Raw genomic sequence first — 21,118 nt, forward strand, 5'->3', positions numbered from 1 at the left:
TATAACTTAGGAGGTTTCGCAAGTTGCAAAATGATATTCAAGAAGTCTTGATCACCGAAGAGGAACTTCAGCAGAAAATTAAGGAGCTCGGTCGAACACTGAGCGAAGAATACGCAGGACGTACCCCTTTAGTCATTTGTGTACTAAAAGGCGCGTTTATATTTATGGCAGATCTGGTTAAAGCCATTACAGTACCTGTTGAGATGGATTTCATGGCAGTATCTAGCTATGGAGCATCCACCAAGTCCTCTGGTGTTGTCAAAATTATTAAGGATTTAGATGTATCGGTAGAAGGCCGCGATATCTTGATCGTTGAAGATATTATTGACAGTGGCCTTACGCTCAGCTATTTGATTGAGCTACTCCGCAACCGCAATGCTGCTTCTATCAATGTGGTTACCTTGTTTGATAAGCCCTCAGGTCGTACGGTTAATCTGGAAGCCAGCTATACAGGCTTCGTGTTGCCAGACGAATTTGTAGTAGGCTACGGATTGGATTATGCCGAGCGGTATCGGAACCTCCCATATGTTGGAGTACTGAAGCCTGAGATTTATTCCAATTGAACTATTGATTGCCTTGATCATACGGATCGGGCACCCTTGGCTTCCTTTATTTGAGGTGTCCCAAGAGGCTATGGTACAATAACTTGAGTGTTGCGAGAGGAGGTAGGGGATGAATCGGTTCATCCGGAATTCTGGTTTTTATTTGATTTTATTTTTAGTCGTGGTGGGTATTGTCCAGTTTGTGAGCAATGGAAATGAAGCCGCCGATTTCCCTAGATACGACGAGTTACGGCAGGAGATCAAGAGCAACAATGTGAAGGATTTGACGGTTCAGTTTGAGGGTAATGCCTTTTTAGTTACAGGCGAATATAGAGAGTTGCCTGCCGATACTAAATCGAAAAGCTTCTCCACATATATTCCTCCAACAGATGCTGCTATTAATGAACTGATTCAAGCCAGTGATGTTAATGGGATTGAATTAACTCAGAAGAAAATGGAAGGTACCAGCATTTGGCTGACATTCCTTTCTTCTATTATCCCGCTAGTCATTATGTTCATCTTGTTCTTCTTCCTGTTTAACCAGGCGCAAGGTGGCGGCGGTAAAGTCATGAATTTCGGCAAGAGCAAGGCTCGGTTATATAATGAAGAGAAGAAGAAAATCAGCTTCGAGGATGTTGCAGGGGCGGACGAAGAGAAGCAAGAGCTTGTCGAAGTCGTTGAGTTCCTGAAAGATCCGCGCAAATTTGCAGCTGTCGGTGCACGTATCCCTAAAGGCGTACTGCTTGTAGGCCCTCCGGGAACAGGTAAAACATTGCTTGCACGTGCAGTAGCAGGTGAAGCCGGTGTTCCTTTCTTTAGTATTTCCGGTTCCGATTTTGTAGAAATGTTCGTGGGTGTCGGTGCTTCTCGGGTACGTGATTTGTTCGAGAACGCTAAGAAGAACGCGCCATGTATTATCTTCATTGATGAAATTGATGCTGTGGGTCGTCAACGCGGCGCCGGACTCGGCGGCGGACATGACGAGCGCGAGCAAACACTTAACCAATTGCTGGTTGAGATGGATGGATTCGGTGGTAACGAAGGCATTATTATTGTTGCGGCAACTAACCGCGCTGATATACTTGATCCTGCATTACTTCGTCCAGGACGTTTTGACCGTCAAATTACGGTTGACCGCCCTGACGTAAAAGGCCGTGAAGCTGTACTTAAGGTTCACGCTCGTAACAAGCCGCTTACGAAAGATGTAAGACTGGATGTTGTCGCTAAACGCACAACTGGATTCACGGGTGCTGATCTAGAGAATCTGCTGAATGAAGCAGCATTGCTAGCTGCACGTCGTAACCGCAAAGATATTTCCATGATTGAAGTGGATGAAGCCATTGACCGTGTTATCGTGGGTACTGAGAAACGTAGTCGGGTTATCAGTGACCGTGAGAAACGCATTGTTGCTTACCATGAAGCAGGCCATACTATAGCTGGTTATTTCCTTGAGCATGCTGATATGGTGCATAAAGTTACAATTATCCCACGCGGACGTGCCGGCGGATATGTTATTATGCTTCCGAAGGAAGATCGGATGATCGTTACCAAGCAGGAGCTTTTGGATAAGGTTACTGGATTACTTGGTGGACGTGTTGCCGAAGAATTGTTTATTGGTGAGATCGGTACGGGCGCATACAGTGACTTCCAACAGGCTACGCGCATCGTGCGTGCCATGATCATGGAGTACGGTATGAGCGATAAGCTTGGACCTATGCAGTTCGGCTCTTCTCAAGGCCAAGTATTCTTGGGTCGTGATATTGGGCATGAACAGAATTATAGTGATTCCATTGCTTATGAGATTGATCAAGAAATGCAGAACTTTATTACTTCGAGCTACGAACGTTGTAAAGAACTGTTGCTCAAATACTCTAAAGAAATGCACCTGATTGCCAATACGTTACTTGAGAAGGAAACACTTGAGCTTGATCAGATTAAAGAGCTGATTGAACAAGGATTCCTTTCTGAAGATGGTAAGGCTGAGGGTGGCGAAGGCGTTGCGCTTGAAGTTGGCGAACCTGTCATTGATAATATCGGTGATGTGCGTGTCCGCATTCAAGGCAAGTCTGAAGATACTGATTCCACGCCTCCGAACCTATCAAAGGAAATCCCGAACAAACCTGAATCTGAGGGTAATGACGGATCTGATGATGACAATAAAGGCGGCGGAACTAGCCTTACCTAAGCAGGATCACTATTCATAAGATGTAAATTAATCCGGAGAGCGTAATTGCTCTCCGGATTTTTTATTTTAATTTTTAGGTAATTTCATGCTTGGAAGCCTGTCTAGTCACATTGACAGGGGCTGGAACGTTGTGTACATTAGTGATTAATATTACTTACTATTAACATCAGCTTATTCATTTTTTCGGATGATGGCTCATGCCATTTGATAACATCGCACCGGCGTAAAGCCGCGAAGATTTAAGGGGGAGAACAATCGGTGGAAGCTCTGGCACTTGAGCGTAAGCAGGAACAGAATCGAGAACTTCGTATACGTCTTGAACAGCTTAAGAAGGAAAGAAACGCAATCATTTTAGCTCATTATTATCAACGTGATGAAATTCAGGAGGTTGCCGATTTCCGGGGAGACTCTTTTTTACTCGCTCAGAAGGCTGCAGAGACTGATGCAGAGGTTATTGTATTCTGCGGTGTTCATTTCATGGGGGAAAGTGCTAAAATTCTGGCTCCAAACAAAACCGTCCTTATTCCTGATGAACGTGCAGGCTGCCCAATGGCTGATATGGTCAATGTAGACGGTTTGCGTAAGCTTAAAGCGCAACATCCAAATGCTAAAGTGGTGACTTATATCAACTCGTCTGCAGAGATTAAAGCGGAAACTGATATCTGTTGTACCTCTGCCAATGCCGTGAAAGTAATCGAATCCCTCGATGCTGAAGAAATTATCTGGGTACCCGATAAGAATCTTGGTCAATACGTACAAGATCAGACCGGCAAAAAACTGATTATCTGGGAAGGCTATTGCAACACTCATGATATGTTGACTGTTAAAGATGTAGTAGAAATGAGAGCGAAATACCCAGAAGCAGAATTTGTAGTTCATCCAGAATGTCGTCCGGAAGTAGTGGCCATGGGTGATTATGTAGGTAGTACTACATCCATTCTCGAGTATTGCCGGAAATCTGACCGTAAGCAATTTATCGTTGGAACTGAGGATGGTACAGGATATCAGCTTCGTAAAGATAGTCCGGATAAAGAATTCCATTTTGCTACAAAATTTCTTGTTTGTCCTAATATGAAAGTTAACAATCTAAAAAAACTGGTGAAATGCCTGGAGACGATGAAGCCACAAATCTATGTACCGCCTGCTGTCGCCGACAAAGCCAGAACTTCCCTAGAGCGCATGCTACAAGTCCGGTAGTATGCGCTACTCTTTCGTTGAAACAGGTGAAACGCGGTCATGATTCCACAATATTTGGTTGATTTTGATCTTCGGGATATTCCTAAAGTAAAGACAGATTGTATTGTTATCGGTTCAGGGATTGCCGGATTGTTCACAGCTATTAAAGCTAGTGAAGATCGGCGTGTCATTATGATCACAAAGAAATCAGTAATGGAGAGTAATACTCGCTATGCACAGGGGGGGATCGCAGCTGTAATAGCTGAGGACGATTCCCCTGCTTACCACCGGCAGGATACATTAATGGCGGGAGCAGGTCTGTGCTCATCCACAGCTGTCGATGCACTTGTTAATGAAGGACCAGATAGAGTTCATGAGCTAATTCGTTTAGGTACTCTTTTTGATAAGGAAGATGGGGTACTGGCTTTGACGCAGGAAGGAGCGCATAGTCACCGTCGTATTTTGCATGCTAATGGAGATGCTACAGGTTATGAGATTGTTCGTGCCTTGGCTGAACAGGTAGCTGAACATGAGAACATTGAGGTGTGGGATGATCATTATGTCATTGATCTCATCACTGAAGGTGGAGAATGTGTAGGCGCATTGTTGCAGCGTCCCGGCGGCGGACGGTTATTCCTGCAAGGGGATGCGACTATTTTGTGCTCTGGCGGTGCAGGACAATTATTTAGATACACTACCAACCCTGAAGTAGCTACAGGCGACGGGGTAGCCATTGCTTATCGTGCCGGGGCTCATATACGAGATATGGAATTTATTCAATTTCATCCTACAGCATTGAGTTATCCTGGAGCTCCTAGATTCCTAATCTCCGAAGCAGTTCGTGGGGAAGGAGCAGTATTGCGCAATATTAATGGAGAGCGGTTCATGGAACGATATCATGAGTTGCTTGAGCTAGCCCCACGAGATATTGTAGCTCGGGCTATTGTAAGTGAAATGGAGCTTACAAAGTCAACGTTTGTCTATTTGGATATTACGCATGAATCCCCAGAAATGGTGAAGCATCGTTTCCCTACAATACATGAGACCTGTATGGGCTATGGACTGGATATTACAAGTGATTGGATTCCAGTGGCTCCAGCTGCGCATTATATGATGGGGGGCATTAAGACCGATCTGAATGGGGAGAGTACGATTCCTCGCTTGTTTGCTTGCGGGGAGGTTTCTTCCACAGGCGTACATGGGGCTAATCGATTAGCAAGCAATTCATTATCGGAAGCAGTTGTTTTTGGACATCGTATTATTGAGCGGATTCGCCAATTATCTCCGCTTGGACGTGATGTTACATCAGTTAGTAGCAACGAAGGGCGTGTTGATTCGCCAACTCAAGCTATTGTGGAACGCCGTTTGAAGCTACAAAAGGTAATGGTTCGATATGCTGGATTACGACGTAATGAAGAGACCTTGTCTAAGGGAATAGAAGAATTAAAACGGCAGCTACCCATCTTTGGATCCGTATTGACTAAACGCGAGGAATACGAGTTCGCTAATATGCTGACCTGCTGTTTGCTCGTGACAGAGTCTGCTCTAGCACGGGAAGAGAGTCGCGGGGCACATTACCGTGAGGATTACCCGCAGCGAAGTGATGATCAGTGGCGCAAGCACCTGCTTCAAATTCGCGATCTGGGAATAGTGGAGGAATTAAGCGATGATGTTTAATGGTTACAATGAAGAACTAGTACAATCCATTAAGGCTTGGCTGCGGGAAGATGTTGGTTCCGGTGATGTAACAACACAAATGACAATACCTGTTGGCCATGAATCTAAAGGGATTATTCATGCTAAAGAAGATGGCGTAATTTGTGGTATCCCGATTGCAGAGTTGGTTTTTGAAATTGTTGATCCTACGCTTAGCTTTACAGCCCTTGTAGAAGAAGGTCAAGCAGTGACAAAAGGGACTGTAATTATTGAGGTAGAGGGAAGCACACATGCAATTCTTACGGGTGAACGGCTTGCACTCAACTTGATGCAGCGTCTTTCCGGTGTAGCATCACGTACGTCATTTTTCGTACAGGTGCTCGATGGATTACCGACTCGTCTAGTAGATACACGTAAGACTACACCAGGACATCGTATGCTGGAAAAATATGCAGTTCGTGTTGGTGGAGGCTTTAATCATCGTTTTGGTCTATATGATGCGGTTATGATCAAGGACAATCATATCAAAGGTGCAGGTGGTATTAGGCAGGCAGTAGGTCGTGCGCGGAAGAACATTCCACATACGATGAGCATTGAAGTAGAGACTGAGAACTTAGAGCAAGTCGAAGAGGCGCTGGCAGCAGGTGCTGATATTATTATGCTTGATAATATGTCTAACGAGATGATGAAGCAAGCGGTGGCTAGGATTAAAGCTAAAGCTCCACATGTCAAGACAGAGGCCTCCGGCAATGTATCGTTAGAAACGGTTCGTGGGATCGCAGAAACAGGTGTGGATGTGATTTCTGTAGGACGCCTTACGTACTCCTTTTCCAGTCTGGATATTAGTCTAGACCTTAATGCCAAGAAGGAAGGGTCCTCATCATGATGCTTGCTGTCGATGTCGGTAATACCAATATTGTTCTCGGTGTATACAGAAAGCGCGAATTGTTACATCATTTTCGGCTAAGTACTGCGCGCCAATCCACCGTGGACGAATATGGAGTGCTGATACACAATCTTTTTCAGATGTCAGGGATCTCTGTCAAAGATGTGGAAGGTGTAATTATATCCTCGGTAGTTCCACCTCTGGTTAAGACTATCGTGGATATGTGTATAAAGTATATAGGCAAAGATCCGTTACTCGTAGGACCAGGGATAAAAACGGGACTTAATCTTCGCTATGAGAATCCGCGTGAGATTGGCGCAGACCGGATTGTTAATGCTGTGGCTGCGATTGAACAATATAAATGTCCGCTTGTTGTTGTTGATTTTGGTACGGCTACGACCTTCGACTGTATCGATGCAGGGGCTAATTATCTTGGAGGAGCGATTGTTCCGGGTCTTGTTATTTCTACAGAGGCCTTATACCAGCGGGCGTCGAAACTGCCACGAATTGAGTTGGAGAAGCCTAAAAAGGTTATCGGACGTAATACAGTTCACGCTATGCAGGCTGGTATTATTTTTGGGTATGCAGGCCAAGTCGAGGGGATTGTAAAGCGTATCAAAATCGAGATGAACGCTCCGGAACTGAAGGTTATTTCTACTGGAGGCCTCGCTTCGCTAATTGCGGGGGAGACGGATTGTATCGACGAAGTAAATCCTATGTTAACACTAGAAGGATTACGAATTATTTATGACCGTAACCAATAAAGATAAAGAAGCCTAAAGGGCGAAGAGATAGGAGGGCTATGCACCCAATGGAAAAAAAGAAGGATCGACTTATCCGTGGAACGGCTATGAATGGTAAAGTGAGAGCGTTTGCTGTCCGCACAACAGAATTGGTCGAGGAATTGCGGCGCAGACATGATACGTATCCAACGGCTACAGCCGCACTTGGACGTACAGTTACCGCTGCAGCCATGATGGGCGCTATGCTTAAAGGAAGAGAGAAGCTATGTATCATGGTCAAAGGGGATGGACCGATCGGGCAAATCGTTGCGGAGTCCAATGCGTTGGGAGAAGTGTGCGGTTATGTACACCATCCTCACATTCACTTACCTAGCAATAGTATGGGTAAATTGGATGTTGCTGGAGCCGTAGGAACTGAAGGGTTCATTGATATTATAAAGGATTTAGGTTTGAAGGAACCTTATCGAGGTAGTATTCCTATCATCTCCGGAGAACTTGCGGAAGATTTCACTTATTATTTCGCTGTTTCTGAACAAACCCCAGCTGCAGTTGGCTTAGGTGTATTAGTGGATACCGATGAGTCAGTGATTGTAGCCGGAGGGTTTATCGTGCAGCTTCTTCCAGGACTGACGGATGCGGAGATTACGGAGATCGAAAAAGCTCTAGGGGCTATGCCTTCCGTGACAACACTTCTTGATCAGGGTCTAGAGCCAGAAGAAATGCTGCGTTTTCTTTTGCCGGATGCCGTAGTTATGGATGAACTGGATATTAACTTTGCTTGTCAATGTTCGCGTGAGCGGGTTGAGCAGACATTGGTTAGCTTAGGGCAAGATGAACTGGAGAGATTAATTGCAGAAGATGAGCAGGCTGAAGTTGTATGTCATTTTTGCAACGAGGCTTATGTTTTTAATAAGGACGAATTACAGGTCATTTTAGAACAAGCGAAATCGTAGGGCATGGGATGATGACGAGACAGGAACGTGCACTTCGCAATACGGTTGTTATTCTGGCTGTTGCAACTTTAATGCTCGGGGGCCTATTGTTCTGGAGCTTACGCGCCATGGCTCTTCTAAAAGGGGATACAACAGAAAACGAAACACCGGATGCAGCGACTGCAGGCGGATTACCGATAACAGATAAGCAGTGGATGGATGAGCTCAAAAAAAAGCATGGCCACGAAGTGCTGGTTGGAATGATCAATCATATTGTTGTGGAGATGGAAGCAAAGGCTCTGGGGATTACCGTGACCGACGATGAGGTTGAGCAAGAACTTGCACGAACTATGGTTGGATACGGATCGGAAGAACAGTATTATGCACAAATGCAGTCTCAGCTGGGGTTATCTCGTCAGGAAGTGTTCGCAGAAACGGCTTATCGTCTGACCTTACAAGCAATAGCCACTGATGGTATTACGATTAAGGAAGCTGATATCGATACTTATTTAGACCAAAACACGGAGCGTTTCACTCCCAAAAGGGAATTGGAACTCTCCATGATTAAGGTTTCATCTTATGACGAAGGCGAGCAAGTAATGGATCGCTTGGAGCAGGGCGAGAATTTTGCTGATTTAGCTAGGGAAGTTTCCATTGATGCAGAGAGTCGGCTGCAAGGAGGCCGTTTGGGCAAAGTAGAGGAAGACGATCCTTTTTGGCCTGAGGGACTGCTTAAGACCGCTGCTAGTTTGGATGAGGGTGATATAGCGGGGCCGATTCAGGCGGAGGACGACTTCGCTATCATTCGACTAGAGAGTATTCACACACAAAATATTCCTGATCAAAAGGAAATTCGGGCGCTGATACGTCAAGAGCTGGCGTTGGAGCAAGCACCCCCTCTACAGCAGGTGGAGAGTGATTTGCGCACGAAATATGATGTGGCAATAAATATTGACAACAGCCTGCAAGATTGATAATATGATATTAACGTAAAACCTACCGTTTTAGTCGGAAATAACTAACGGTGGTCCAATATCTATACCCCTTTATAGCAGTTATTATTGCATAATAGGGACACACATACAGAAGAGTAAAGTCACAATTTACGTTCTTATATCGCATTTATCATTCTAAGGAGGTTTTTGCTCATGGCTAAAGTCGTTAACAACGTAACAGAATTGATCGGAGGTACTCCGCTCGTTCGTTTGAATCGTCTGGCACAGGAAGGCTCCGCAGATATTTATTTGAAATTGGAATATCAGAATCCGGGATCAAGCGTAAAAGACCGTATCGCAATCAGCATCGTTGAAGAAGCTGAACGTGAAGGTCTACTGAAGCCTGGAGGTACAATTGTAGAAGCAACTAGTGGTAACACTGGTATTGGCTTGGCACTTGTGGCTGCGGCTAAAGGCTATAAGGCAGTTATCGTAATGCCGGAAACCATGAGCTTGGAACGCCGTAATCTACTTCGTGCATACGGAGCAGAATTGGTTCTGACTCCAGGATCGGAAGGCATGAATGGTGCGGTTAAGAAAGCGGAAGAAATTCTGAAAGAGAACCCAAGCTATTTCCCATCGGAGCAATTCAAGAATAAAGCGAACGTGAAGATCCACCGTGAGACCACTGGACCTGAAATCGTTGAAGCTATTGAGTCCATCGGAGGCCCGCTGGATGCTTTTATTGCAGGTATCGGAACAGGTGGAACGATCACGGGTGCGGGTGAAGTGCTGAAGAGCAAATATCCTGACGTGAAGATCTATGCTGTGGAACCTGCTGCTTCTCCAATCTTGGCAGGAGGCAAACCAGGCCCTCACAAAATTCAGGGTATCGGAGCAAACTTCATTCCTGAAATCCTGAACCAGGACATTTATGATGAGATCATCCATGTTGAGAACGATGAAGCATTCGAAACTGCACGCCGTGTAGCTAAAGAAGAAGGCGTCTTGTCTGGGATTTCTTCCGGTGCAGCAGTATTTGCAGCACTTAAGGTTGCTAAAGACCTCGGTCCTGGCAAGAAGGTAGTTGTCATCATCCCAAGTAATGGTGAACGTTACCTGAGCACACCACTTTACAATTTCGAAGCGTAATTGTTTGCAATAACGTAATTTATAAGAGTCTTCATACCACTTTTCTGGTGGTGATGGAGACTCTTTTCGTTGATTATATGGGCAAAAGGCTCTATGGATATATGACGACCTAGACGTGGTAATTTATTATTTTTGAAAAATGCTATGGTTTTTACTGAAGACTTAAAAGCCATAATAATTTCCTATAGCTGGGGGCTTTTCAATAATGCCTTAAGTACAGTATACTGACAGGCAATATACTACTGATGATTAATAATAAGTAATTGCTAGATAAAACTAAGCGAATGCTTACGAAGTAAGTTTTGTTGCGAAGTGATGTCTATGATGTAATGGCTCCATAAAACTAAGCAAATGCTTACGAAGTAAGTTTTATTGCGAAGTGATGTCTATGATGTAATTGCTTCATAAAACTTTTAGGAGGATGGCTTTGGAAATCATAACGACATGGAATGAGTGGGAACAATGGGCAGCTGAAGACTGGAGCATGTTCCCCTTGATTATAAAATCACCCAAGTGCTCGGGGGAATTGCCCGCATCCTGGAAGAAGGCCTGGGAACTAGCTTCCGAATACTCCGTAGTGTTGGAGAGTGGCAAGGGTGGCCGCTATACGTACTTAGGTTTAAATCCTGTATCAATATTAAAAGGCAAGGGAGAAGGCGCTGAGGTGTTTAGCCTTTCTCCCGAATCATTGGGTCATACAGCCGATGAGGGTTCACATGAGACTACAACGCTGATAGGTCAGCCGCTAGAGCTGCTACAGCAGTGGATGTCAGGCTTCACCTCGCCAAGTCTAAACGTTCAGGGCATTCCTCCATTTACCGGTGGATGTATTGGATTTCTAGGGTACGATGTGGTTCGCTCATTGGAGCGTTTACCGTCTCTCGCACAAGATGATCCCGGTTTTCCTGATTATCTCTTTATGAGGATGGATGAGGTATGGATTTATGATCACGAAGAGCATGTGCTTTATTGTGCTGTTCATGTCCCGGTTCCAGCAGAATGTGGGATGGAGGATTTGCAGAACCTTTATCTCGGTGCTATAGAACAGGCTGGGCGAATGGTAGAGCAGTGGCAGTTGATATCCACTGCTTCGGGATTGAACGAAGAGGTCAAAGGTAGCATTGAGGCCCTCACAGATTCCTCAGGGGAGTGGCCGGGTATGACCTCGGCCTTCTCGCCTGAGAAGTTCCAGCAGGCCGTGCTGGACGTTCAGGAATACATCCGCCAAGGCGATGTATTTCAAGTGAACCTCTCGCTGCGCCAGGAGGCGCAGCTGAAGTCCTCGCCGGAGGATGTTTACGAATGGCTGCGCAAGCTCAATCCGTCCCCGTACATGGGGCTCTTGCGGTCGCCCGGCTTCGCGCTATCCAGCGCTTCACCGGAGCTGCTCGTCAAGCTGCACGGGGACAAAGTGAGCGCACGGCCAATCGCCGGCACCCGGCGCCGAGGCCTGACTCCCGCGGAGGATGCCGCCATGGAGGCGGAGCTTCGCGGGAGCGAAAAGGAGATCGCCGAGCATATTATGCTTGTCGATCTGGAGCGCAACGACATCGGGCGTGTCGCTGCATATGGATCCGTCAGCGTGCCTGAGCTGATGACGGTGGAGCGCTACTCTCATGTGATGCATCTCGTTTCGCAGGTAGAGGGCCAGGTCGCACCGGATAAGGATGCTTATGCTGTAATCGCAGCATTGTTCCCAGGGGGAACGATTACAGGCGCGCCCAAAGTAAGAACAATGGAAATCATTGAAGAGCTGGAGCCGGTTCGGCGTGGGCCGTATACAGGATCCATGGGCTTTATTGACTATAACGGAAATATGGAATTAAATATTATTATTAGAACACTGGCTGTAAAGGATGGAGTCGGATATATTCAGACAGGTGCGGGCATCGTGATCGACTCTGATCCCTACCGTGAATACCGTGAATGCCATAATAAAGCCAAAGCGGTAGTGAAGGCAGTACTCTGTAGTGAGTTACAGCAGGAATCCCAAACTACCAGCGGCGCCGAAGGGGGAGAAACACTGTGATCTTGGTCATCGATAATTATGATTCCTTTACGTATAACCTCGTACAGTATTTGGGTGAACTTGGGGAAGAGGTTAAAGTACACCGCAACGATGAAATTACCATTGAAGAGATTGAAAAAATGGCTCCCGATCATATTTTAATTTCTCCAGGACCATGTACACCTAATGAAGCGGGGATCAGTTTGGAATTGTTACATCATTTCAAAGGTATTATTCCGATCTTCGGCGTATGCCTTGGGCATCAGGCGATAGGCCAAGCATTTGGTGGAAATGTTATTCGTGCAGAGCGTTTGATGCATGGAAAAACATCCCCGATTCATCATAAGGGCACGTCGGTTTTTGAAGGTCTGGAGTCTCCTTTTACGGCAACAAGATATCATTCTTTGATTGTAGAGCGCGAGAGTCTGCCGGATTGTCTGGAGATTACAGCGGAGACCGAAGAAGGGGAGATTATGGCACTGCGCCATAAAGAATACCCTATCGAAGGTGTGCAATTCCATCCGGAATCGATTATTACGGATCATGGTCATACGATGCTGCGTAATTTCTTGAAACGGAGAGCCGGAGAAACGGCATGAAATATATAGGATTTAACAATGGTGTCATTGATGCAAGACAAGCCGTGGTTTCCGCCCTGGATCACGGTTTTTTATACGGTATAGGATTGTTCGAGACCTTTCGGACGTATGGGGGAGTGCCTTTTCTGCTGGAGCGTCATTTGAAGCGTATGGCAGAGGGGTGCAAGGAGCTTGGTATTCCATTTGCGCAGGATGTTGAACAGCTGCAGGAGTGGATCCAGCGTGTTATGGACAAAAATGAATTAAAAGAAGCTTATATACGCTATACCGTGACCGCTGGTGAGGATATTCTCGGGTTACCTGCGGGCGACTATTGCGAACCCAATCATTTGCTGTACATCAAAGCGCTGCCGAAAGTATCCGAAAAGATATATAGCGAAGGCAAAGACCTGCAATTGTTGTCCTTAAGGCGTAACACTCCGGAGGGAGCAGTGCGATTCAAGTCTCTGCATTATATGAATAATATTTTGGCCAAGCGTGAGCTTAGGGGCTATGCCTCTGCGGCGAATGGTGCTGAAGGACTGATGTTGACTGCACAAGAGATCATAGCAGAGGGCATTGTCAGCAACATCTTTTTTATAAAAAACAATATTCTCCACACTCCAGATATCTCAGCTGGGATTCTACCGGGAATTACCCGGGAAATGGTAATGGAGCTGGCTCGTAGTGCTGGGATTAGGGTAGAAGAAGGCGCATATTATTGGGAGCAGTTAAAAATAGCCGATGAAGTATTTCTTACTAATTCCGTACAAGAAATTGTCCCGGTCACAACGCTTTGGGAAAAAGATAAAAAATTTACCGTAGGCGATGGCCTTTGCGGCAGAATGACTTCGGATTTGATTTCATTCTATAGAGAAAGGACGGGAATACCGAAATGAGACCAGCCATATTCAAGCGGACATACCGCTGTGGAAATACTGATTTGGAATTGGGAAAGCGAACGCTGATTATGGGCATCCTGAATGTAACCCCGGATTCTTTTTCAGATGGAGGACTTTGGGATGATCCGGACAAAGCAGTAGAACATGCGCTACAAATGGCCGCAGACGGTGCTGATATTATAGATATTGGTGGAGAATCTACCCGTCCTGGTCATAAACCAGTGGGGCTTGAAGAGGAATTAGCTCGTGTATTGCCTGTCATCGAGAGTATTCATCGAGCGGCACCGCATATTCCGTTATCTATAGATACGTACAAAGCTGAAGTGGCACGCCAAGCTATTACTGCTGGTGCCCATATCATTAATGATATATGGGGCTGTAAAGCTGATCCGGAAATGGCGGCAGTGGCAGCTGCTGCGGACTGTCCCATTATTTTGATGCATAACCGGCAGGACCGTGATTATACGAATCTAAGTGCGGATATGTCGGCAGACCTTAAGGAAAGTATTGATCTTGCTTTAGCCGCAGGAGTGAAGCCGGCCAATATCATCTTGGATCCAGGGATCGGCTTTGCGAAGGATTTTAATGAAAATTTGCAGGCGATGATGCTTTTGGACGGGTTGACTGAGTTTGGCTATCCACTGTTACTGGCGACTTCACGCAAAAAATTCATCCGGACCGTACTTGATTTGCCCGCTGATGATATTGTGGAAGGTACCGCAGCTACAGTAGCCTTTGGTATTGCTCAGGGCTGCCAGATCGTACGAGTGCATGATGTGTCCCTAATAAAACGAACGGTCAAGATGTGTGATGCGATGTTGTATGCTGCACCTCCATTGGTGCGTGAATAAAGATATTTTATAAAAAGGGCGGGTTTAAAGATGGATAAAATGACACTGCATCGAATGGAATATTACGGATATCATGGTGTGTTTGAAGAAGAGCGTAAGCTGGGCCAACGTTTTTACATTGATTTGGAGCTGGAACTTGATCTACAGGGAGCGGGCCAGAACGATGATTTGAACCAAACCGTAAACTATGCTGAAGTGCATGAACTGGTCAAAAACATTGTCGAAATAAAGTCCTTTAAGTTAATTGAGGCTCTGGCAGAATATATTGCATCCTCCGTACTGGACACTTATACTGTTATCAATGCAGTAACGGTAAAGGTAACTAAACCGCATCCGCCATTCGACATTCATTTTCAGGGAGTGACTGTGGAGCTGCGCAGAACTAGAAAGTGAGAACAAAGTCCATGAATATACATTCCACCTCTGAAGAATCAGAGGCTTATATTGCTTTAGGGGCTAATTTGGGCGACCGTGAGGGCACGCTGTCAGAGGCTTTGAACAGACTGAATAATCATGATGAAATATCGGTAGTTCGCTGCTCCAAAGTCTACGAGACAGAGCCAGTAGGTTATTTAGATCAGCCGCAGTTTCTTAATATGGCAGCAGCTTTGCGCACGACGCTTGCGCCAGAGACCTTGCTGGAAGTAATGCTGGGAATCGAAACGCAGCTGGGTCGTATCCGGGATATTCGCTATGGACCGAGAACGGTAGATCTAGATTTATTGTGGGTAGAGGGCCAGGCACTTGATACTCCGCATTTAACGTTACCGCATCCGCGTATGTTTGAGCGTGCATTTGTAATGCTTCCGCTCAGTGATATCGTTCCACAGAATGAACAGTCTTCCGGACTCCGCAAGTTGATTACAGCAGCGCTTCAAGACATAGACGGGAAGGAAGGAATTCGGTTGTGGACAACAAGCGTATGGGACGGAGGGTCAGGGCATTCCGCAAGCTAAAAGGCTATACTCAACAGGAACTTGCGGATCTCACTGGAATTTCCTTGGCTGTGCTTGGCGCAGTCGAGAGGGGCAATAGACGTTTGGAAGATCAAATTTTAGATAAAATTGCGAATGTACTAGGGGTTACAACCGAAGAGTTGGTGAACCCTGACTCATAATTTTTAAGCAATTCAAATAGGAGTAATGGAAGTGATACGAATGCTGAAGATTGGCGACATTGAGATGAAAAATCAAGTTGTTCTGGCACCTATGGCTGGGGTGTGCAATCCGGCCTTTCGTCTAATCGCTAAAGAGTTTGGAACAGGTTTAGTCTGTGCGGAAATGGTGAGCGACAAGGCTATTATTCACGGAAATACTCGTACTCGCGAAATGTTGTTCGTGGATGAACGGGAGAAACCGCTTAGTTTGCAGATTTTTGGCGGGGATAGAGAATCACTGGTGCAAGCAGCTAAAGTGGTTGATAAAGAAACCAATGCTGATATTATCGATATCAATATGGGATGCCCAGTGCCTAAAGTAACTAAATGTGATGCAGGAGCCCGCTGGCTTTTGAATCCCGACAAAATCTATGAAATGGTCTCTGCGGTTGTCGATGTTGTCGATAAACCCGTAACCGTGAAAATGCGGATTGGCTGGGATAGCGAGCATATTTTTGTCGAAGATAATGCGCGTGCAGTAGAACGTGCCGGTGGCAAGGCTGTCAGTGTACATGGACGAACACGGGAGCAGCTCTACACGGGGCGTGCAGATTGGAATTATATCAAGATGGCAAAAGAAGCGGTCTCCATTCCGGTTATCGGCAATGGTGATGTCAATACACCTGAAGATGCTCGGGCTATGCTTGATCAGACCGGTTGTGATGGCGTGATGATCGGGCGTGGTGCGCTAGGTAACCCATGGATGCTGTACCGTACGATTCAGTATTTAAGCACCGGGGAACTGATGCCTGAACCTGGATTGGATGAGAAGATTAAGGTTGCCATTCTTCATATGGATCGGCTGGTTGCACTTAAGGGAGAAGCAGTAGCCGTTCGGGATATGCGTAAGCATATGGCTTGGTATTTAAAAGGCCTGAAGTCTGCTGCACGAGTAAAGGATGTACTCATGTTAGAGACAGAACGTGATGGAATGGTGAAGATTTTGAATGATTTTGTCGTTCAGCTAAAGCATGAAGAAGAGAATAAGGGTAATGAAATGTCTGCTTCCGCAGTATAAACGTTGTTTTCCTTACGCTTTTTGAACACATCCCACTTTATATGTGGTGTCATTGACATTTTGTAGCGGTTCCAATATAATTTCACAGTATAAAATCGCCGTTACAGTAAGAGCAATGCAGCAGGGAGGGTTCTTATCCTCCTAGATTAGCATATAGTATGGTGTTTTCAATAAATGTATACGACAGGAGAATCGGTTGAGATGAGCGATAAAGAAGTCATCCTTACGCCGGACGGGCTAAAGCGTCTGGAAGATGAGCTGGAATTCCTCAAATCTGTGAAACGCCGCGAGGTTGCTGAACGGATTAAGGTAGCGATTGGCTACGGAGATATCAGTGAGAACTCGGAGTATGAAGACGCGAAGAATGAGCAGGCTTTTATCGAAGGACGCGTTATCACCTTGGAGAAGATGCTTCGCAACGCGCGCATCATTAATAGCGACGAGATCGTTACTGATGTGGTAAGTATCGGTGTTACTGTAAGTGTTGAAGATTTGGAATATGGTGACACTATGGAATACACGATCGTAGGTACAGCGGAGTCCGATCCACTGAATAATAAGATCTCCAACGAAAGTCCAGTAGGCAAAGCCATCATCGGCAAGAAAATAGGCACGATTGTTGACGTTAATACACCTGCAGGCGTTATTCAATATAAAATTCTCGATATCAGAATGAAGTAGTGTACAGATCTTATAGTCTGTAAATAGATGTGCTGCCGAATGTATAAGTAGTTTTCTTGTATGCAGGCAGATAAGGGAACATTGTTTGGGAAAGCTTCCTTAGGGAAGCTTTTTTTCAAAATATAAGGGATTTATATCTGCAAGGGGATGAATAGCATGACCGAGGAAATGAATAATGTGGAGAATGCAGAGAACGAACTTAGTGAGCTTTTGCAAATCCGCCGTGCCAAATTGGACGAGCTAAGAGGACTTGGTATCGATCCTTTCGGCAAAAAGTATGAGCGTACAGCTAACGCTGGCGACCTAGTATCGAAGTATGATGGACTTTCTAAAGAAGAATTGGACGAGCTATCTGTTGAAGTCAGCATAGCGGGTCGCATTATGGCAAAACGTGTTATGGGTAAAGCCAGTTTTGCGCACATCCAAGATCTCAGTGGAAGAATTCAGCTTTATGTTCGTCAAGACAGCATTCCTGAAACGCAATACGCAGCGTTCAATGTTCTCGATCTAGGAGACATCATCGGCGTTCGCGGAACAGTATTCAAAACCAAAACAGGCGAGACCTCCATCAAAGTGCATAATCTCGAAGTCTTGTCCAAGTCCTTGTTGCCGCTTCCTGAGAAATATCATGGTCTTAAAGATGTAGAGCTGCGTTACCGTCAGCGCTATGTTGATTTGATTATTAATCCGGAAGTTCAACAGACCTTTATTGCTCGTTCAAGAATCATTCAATCTATGCGTCGTTATTTGGATTCACTTGGCTATCTTGAAGTTGAGACACCTACACTTCATGCGATTGCCGGTGGAGCTGCAGCGCGTCCGTTCATTACTTACCACAACACGCTTGAAATGCAGCTTTATATGCGTATTGCTATTGAGCTTCATTTGAAACGTCTTATTGTTGGTGGACTGGAAAAAGTATACGAAATCGGTCGTGTATACCGTAATGAAGGAATTTCGACTCGTCACAATCCTGAGTTTACTATGATTGAGCTGTATGAAGCTTATGCTGATTACAAGGACATCATGAACCTTACGGAGAATATGATCGCTCATATTGCCCAAGAGGTATTAGGAACTCAACAGGTCGACTATCAAGGCAAGCCGGTAGATCTGTCACCAGGATGGCGTCGTGTAACTATGGTTGATGCCGTTAAAGAAGTAACCGGTGTTGATTTCAGTGTTCATATGACAGATGAGGAAGCACAGGCTCTGGCAAAAGAGCACCGTGTACCTGTAGAGAAGCACATGTCTTTCGGTCATATCCTTAATGCTTTCTTCGAGCAATTTGTAGAGGAAACTCTGATTCAGCCTACCTTTGTAATGGGACATCCGGTTGAAATCTCACCACTGGCGAAGAAAAACGATGAGGATCCACGCTTCACCGATCGTTTTGAATTGTTTATTGTGGGTCGTGAACATGCGAATGCATTTAGTGAATTGAATGATCCGATCGACCAGCGTCAACGCTTTGAAGCACAAATCCAGGAGAAAGAGCAAGGTAATGACGAAGCTCATGAAATGGACGATGACTTTATCCGTGCTTTGGAATATGGTATGCCTCCTACAGGTGGACTGGGAATCGGTGTAGACCGTTTGATCATGTTGCTTACCAATTCTGCATCTATTCGTGATGTACTGCTGTTCCCGCATATGCGTAACCGTACAAACGAATAGTATTTATACAACAATGAGCACAGGGGAGCTGTCTAGCGGCGGTTCTCCTTGGCTACTGTTGATCAGAAGGTAAAGATTCGGGTATCGTTATGAGGATATATAGCTTAATACTAATTTGTTTGAAAAAAAGTGTTGCAATGAATCTCTATACATGATATATTCTATTTCTGGCCGAGAAACACACATGCCGAGCTCGAAAAAGAAGTTAAAAAAAGAGCTTGACATTAAACGGTCGAACATGATATAGTATAAGAGTTGCTGCTGAGACATTAAACGGCGCCAACGAGAACTTGATCTTTGAAAACTGAACAACGAGTGAGTAGGAAATCACGAAAGTGAAATCCAAAATTAGAGAATTAATTTTCTCGTCAGATGTTTCAAAATGAGCATATCGCTCTTTTCAATACTAATTGGAGAGTTTGATCCTGGCTCAGGACGAACGCTGGCGGCGTGCCTAATACATGCAAGTCGAGCGGAGTTATTTTGAAAGCTTGCTTTCAAAATAACTTAGCGGCGGACGGGTGAGTAACACGTAGGCAACCTGCCCCTTAGACTGGGATAACTACCGGAAACGGTAGCTAATACCGGATAATTTCTTTTTTCTCCTGAAGGAAGAATGAAAGACGGAGCAATCTGTCACTGAGGGATGGGCCTGCGGCGCATTAGCTAGTTGGTGGGGTAACGGCCCACCAAGGCGACGATGCGTAGCCGACCTGAGAGGGTGAACGGCCACACTGGGACTGAGACACGGCCCAGACTCCTACGGGAGGCAGCAGTAGGGAATCTTCCGCAATGGACGAAAGTCTGACGGAGCAACGCCGCGTGAGTGATGAAGGTTTTCGGATCGTAAAGCTCTGTTGCCAGGGAAGAACGTCCGGTAGAGTAACTGCTATCGGAGTGACGGTACCTGAGAAGAAAGCCCCGGCTAACTACGTGCCAGCAGCCGCGGTAATACGTAGGGGGCAAGCGTTGTCCGGAATTATTGGGCGTAAAGCGCGCGCAGGCGGTCATTTAAGTCTGGTGTTTAAACCTTGGGCTCAACCTGAGGTCGCACTGGAAACTGGGTGACTTGAGTACAGAAGAGGAAAGTGGAATTCCACGTGTAGCGGTGAAATGCGTAGATATGTGGAGGAACACCAGTGGCGAAGGCGACTTTCTGGGCTGTAACTGACGCTGAGGCGCGAAAGCGTGGGGAGCAAACAGGATTAGATACCCTGGTAGTCCACGCCGTAAACGATGAGTGCTAGGTGTTAGGGGTTTCGATACCCTTGGTGCCGAAGTTAACACAGTAAGCACTCCGCCTGGGGAGTACGGTCGCAAGACTGAAACTCAAAGGAATTGACGGGGACCCGCACAAGCAGTGGAGTATGTGGTTTAATTCGAAGCAACGCGAAGAACCTTACCAGGTCTTGACATCCCTCTGAATCCACTAGAGATAGTGGCGGCCTTCGGGACAGAGGAGACAGGTGGTGCATGGTTGTCGTCAGCTCGTGTCGTGAGATGTTGGGTTAAGTCCCGCAACGAGCGCAACCCTTAACTTTAGTTGCCAGCAAGTAATGTTGGGCACTCTAGAGTGACTGCCGGTGACAAACCGGAGGAAGGTGGGGATGACGTCAAATCATCATGCCCCTTATGACCTGGGCTACACACGTACTACAATGGCCGGTACAACGGGAAGCGAAACCGCGAGGTGAAGCCAATCCCATCAAAGCCGGTCTCAGTTCGGATTGCAGGCTGCAACTCGCCTGCATGAAGTCGGAATTGCTAGTAATCGCGGATCAGCATGCCGCGGTGAATACGTTCCCGGGTCTTGTACACACCGCCCGTCACACCACGAGAGTTTACAACACCCGAAGTCGGTGGGGTAACCCGCAAGGGAGCCAGCCGCCGAAGGTGGGGTAGATGATTGGGGTGAAGTCGTAACAAGGTAGCCGTATCGGAAGGTGCGGCTGGATCACCTCCTTTCTATGGAGAATCGTCTTCTGCAATGAAGACATTCAAATCGGAAGTTAAACTTCCACAACTCACTCGTTGCTCAGT

Annotated in this window: 19 protein-coding genes and 1 rRNA gene; all 20 read left to right on the plus strand. The window is 46.0% G+C overall.

Annotation, left to right across the window (positions count from 1 at the left end; translation table 11 throughout):
- Window positions 1–23: 23 nt before the first annotated feature.
- Window positions 24–563, plus strand: a complete 540-nt coding sequence (gene hpt, locus NSS87_RS00335; protein ID WP_042183870.1) for a hypoxanthine phosphoribosyltransferase — start codon at window positions 24–26, stop codon at window positions 561–563.
- 109 nt (window positions 564–672) lie between these two features.
- Entirely contained in the window at window positions 673–2,727 is a 2,055-nt protein-coding gene (ftsH, locus tag NSS87_RS00340) for an ATP-dependent zinc metalloprotease FtsH (protein WP_042183872.1), read from the plus strand.
- A gap of 258 nt (window positions 2,728–2,985) precedes the next feature.
- Window positions 2,986–3,924 (plus strand): quinolinate synthase NadA, encoded by a 939-nt coding sequence (nadA, locus tag NSS87_RS00345; protein WP_042183878.1) that lies wholly within the window; start codon window positions 2,986–2,988, stop codon window positions 3,922–3,924.
- Between the two features lie 39 nt (window positions 3,925–3,963).
- The gene (nadB, locus tag NSS87_RS00350; RefSeq protein ID WP_076286871.1) at window positions 3,964–5,580 is read left to right on the plus strand and encodes an L-aspartate oxidase; all 1,617 of its coding nucleotides are present in this window, start codon (window positions 3,964–3,966) and stop codon (window positions 5,578–5,580) included.
- Entirely contained in the window at window positions 5,570–6,445 is an 876-nt protein-coding gene (nadC, locus tag NSS87_RS00355; RefSeq protein WP_339244200.1) for a carboxylating nicotinate-nucleotide diphosphorylase, read from the plus strand. Before nadB ends, nadC begins: the two co-directional genes overlap by 11 nt.
- Complete coding sequence (locus NSS87_RS00360) at window positions 6,442–7,209, plus strand: type III pantothenate kinase (RefSeq protein ID WP_042183892.1); 768 nt, start codon at window positions 6,442–6,444, stop codon at window positions 7,207–7,209. The genes nadC and NSS87_RS00360 overlap by 4 nt, the downstream gene beginning before the upstream one ends.
- Window positions 7,210–7,256: 47 nt before the next feature.
- Window positions 7,257–8,141 (plus strand): Hsp33 family molecular chaperone HslO, encoded by an 885-nt coding sequence (gene hslO / locus NSS87_RS00365; protein WP_042183894.1) that lies wholly within the window; start codon window positions 7,257–7,259, stop codon window positions 8,139–8,141.
- 8 nt (window positions 8,142–8,149) lie between these two features.
- On the plus strand, window positions 8,150–9,094 hold the full coding sequence (locus NSS87_RS00370) for a peptidylprolyl isomerase (protein ID WP_339244202.1): 945 nt from the start codon (window positions 8,150–8,152) through the stop codon (window positions 9,092–9,094).
- A gap of 174 nt (window positions 9,095–9,268) precedes the next feature.
- Window positions 9,269–10,207, plus strand: a complete 939-nt coding sequence (cysK, locus tag NSS87_RS00375; RefSeq protein WP_042123166.1) for a cysteine synthase A — start codon at window positions 9,269–9,271, stop codon at window positions 10,205–10,207.
- 484 nt (window positions 10,208–10,691) lie between these two features.
- The gene (locus NSS87_RS00380) at window positions 10,692–12,236 is read left to right on the plus strand and encodes an anthranilate synthase component I family protein (protein ID WP_339248350.1); all 1,545 of its coding nucleotides are present in this window, start codon (window positions 10,692–10,694) and stop codon (window positions 12,234–12,236) included.
- Window positions 12,233–12,814, plus strand: a complete 582-nt coding sequence (gene pabA, locus NSS87_RS00385) for an aminodeoxychorismate/anthranilate synthase component II (protein ID WP_042123170.1) — start codon at window positions 12,233–12,235, stop codon at window positions 12,812–12,814. The genes NSS87_RS00380 and pabA overlap by 4 nt, the downstream gene beginning before the upstream one ends.
- Window positions 12,811–13,692, plus strand: coding sequence for an aminotransferase class IV (locus NSS87_RS00390; protein WP_339244205.1), 882 nt, complete (start codon window positions 12,811–12,813; stop codon window positions 13,690–13,692). The genes pabA and NSS87_RS00390 overlap by 4 nt, the downstream gene beginning before the upstream one ends.
- Window positions 13,689–14,546 (plus strand): dihydropteroate synthase, encoded by an 858-nt coding sequence (gene folP / locus NSS87_RS00395; protein ID WP_339244207.1) that lies wholly within the window; start codon window positions 13,689–13,691, stop codon window positions 14,544–14,546. The genes NSS87_RS00390 and folP overlap by 4 nt, the downstream gene beginning before the upstream one ends.
- Before the next feature lie 30 nt (window positions 14,547–14,576).
- Entirely contained in the window at window positions 14,577–14,939 is a 363-nt protein-coding gene (folB, locus tag NSS87_RS00400) for a dihydroneopterin aldolase (protein WP_042183904.1), read from the plus strand.
- Window positions 14,940–14,950: 11 nt separating this feature from the next.
- Window positions 14,951–15,502, plus strand: coding sequence for a 2-amino-4-hydroxy-6-hydroxymethyldihydropteridine diphosphokinase (gene folK, locus NSS87_RS00405; protein WP_042183906.1), 552 nt, complete (start codon window positions 14,951–14,953; stop codon window positions 15,500–15,502).
- Window positions 15,469–15,663: a helix-turn-helix transcriptional regulator gene (locus tag NSS87_RS00410; RefSeq protein ID WP_234540301.1), complete on the plus strand. Its 195-nt coding sequence runs from the start codon at window positions 15,469–15,471 to the stop codon at window positions 15,661–15,663. Before folK ends, NSS87_RS00410 begins: the two co-directional genes overlap by 34 nt.
- Before the next feature lie 40 nt (window positions 15,664–15,703).
- Window positions 15,704–16,720: a tRNA dihydrouridine synthase DusB gene (gene dusB, locus NSS87_RS00415; protein WP_042183908.1), complete on the plus strand. Its 1,017-nt coding sequence runs from the start codon at window positions 15,704–15,706 to the stop codon at window positions 16,718–16,720.
- Between the two features lie 201 nt (window positions 16,721–16,921).
- On the plus strand, window positions 16,922–17,401 hold the full coding sequence (greA, locus tag NSS87_RS00420) for a transcription elongation factor GreA (protein ID WP_042183910.1): 480 nt from the start codon (window positions 16,922–16,924) through the stop codon (window positions 17,399–17,401).
- A gap of 156 nt (window positions 17,402–17,557) precedes the next feature.
- Window positions 17,558–19,078 carry a lysine--tRNA ligase gene (gene lysS / locus NSS87_RS00425; RefSeq protein ID WP_179085871.1) on the plus strand — a complete coding sequence of 507 codons (1,521 nt, stop codon included), beginning with the start codon at window positions 17,558–17,560 and terminating at the stop codon, window positions 19,076–19,078.
- Window positions 19,079–19,485: 407 nt separating this feature from the next.
- Window positions 19,486–21,043: ribosomal RNA gene (locus tag NSS87_RS00430) — 16S ribosomal RNA — on the plus strand.
- The last annotated feature ends 75 nt before the right edge of the window (window positions 21,044–21,118 follow it).

It is taken from the genome of Paenibacillus sp. FSL F4-0243 (genome assembly GCF_037963295.1).
Lineage (GTDB): Bacteria > Bacillota > Bacilli > Paenibacillales > Paenibacillaceae > Paenibacillus_AQ.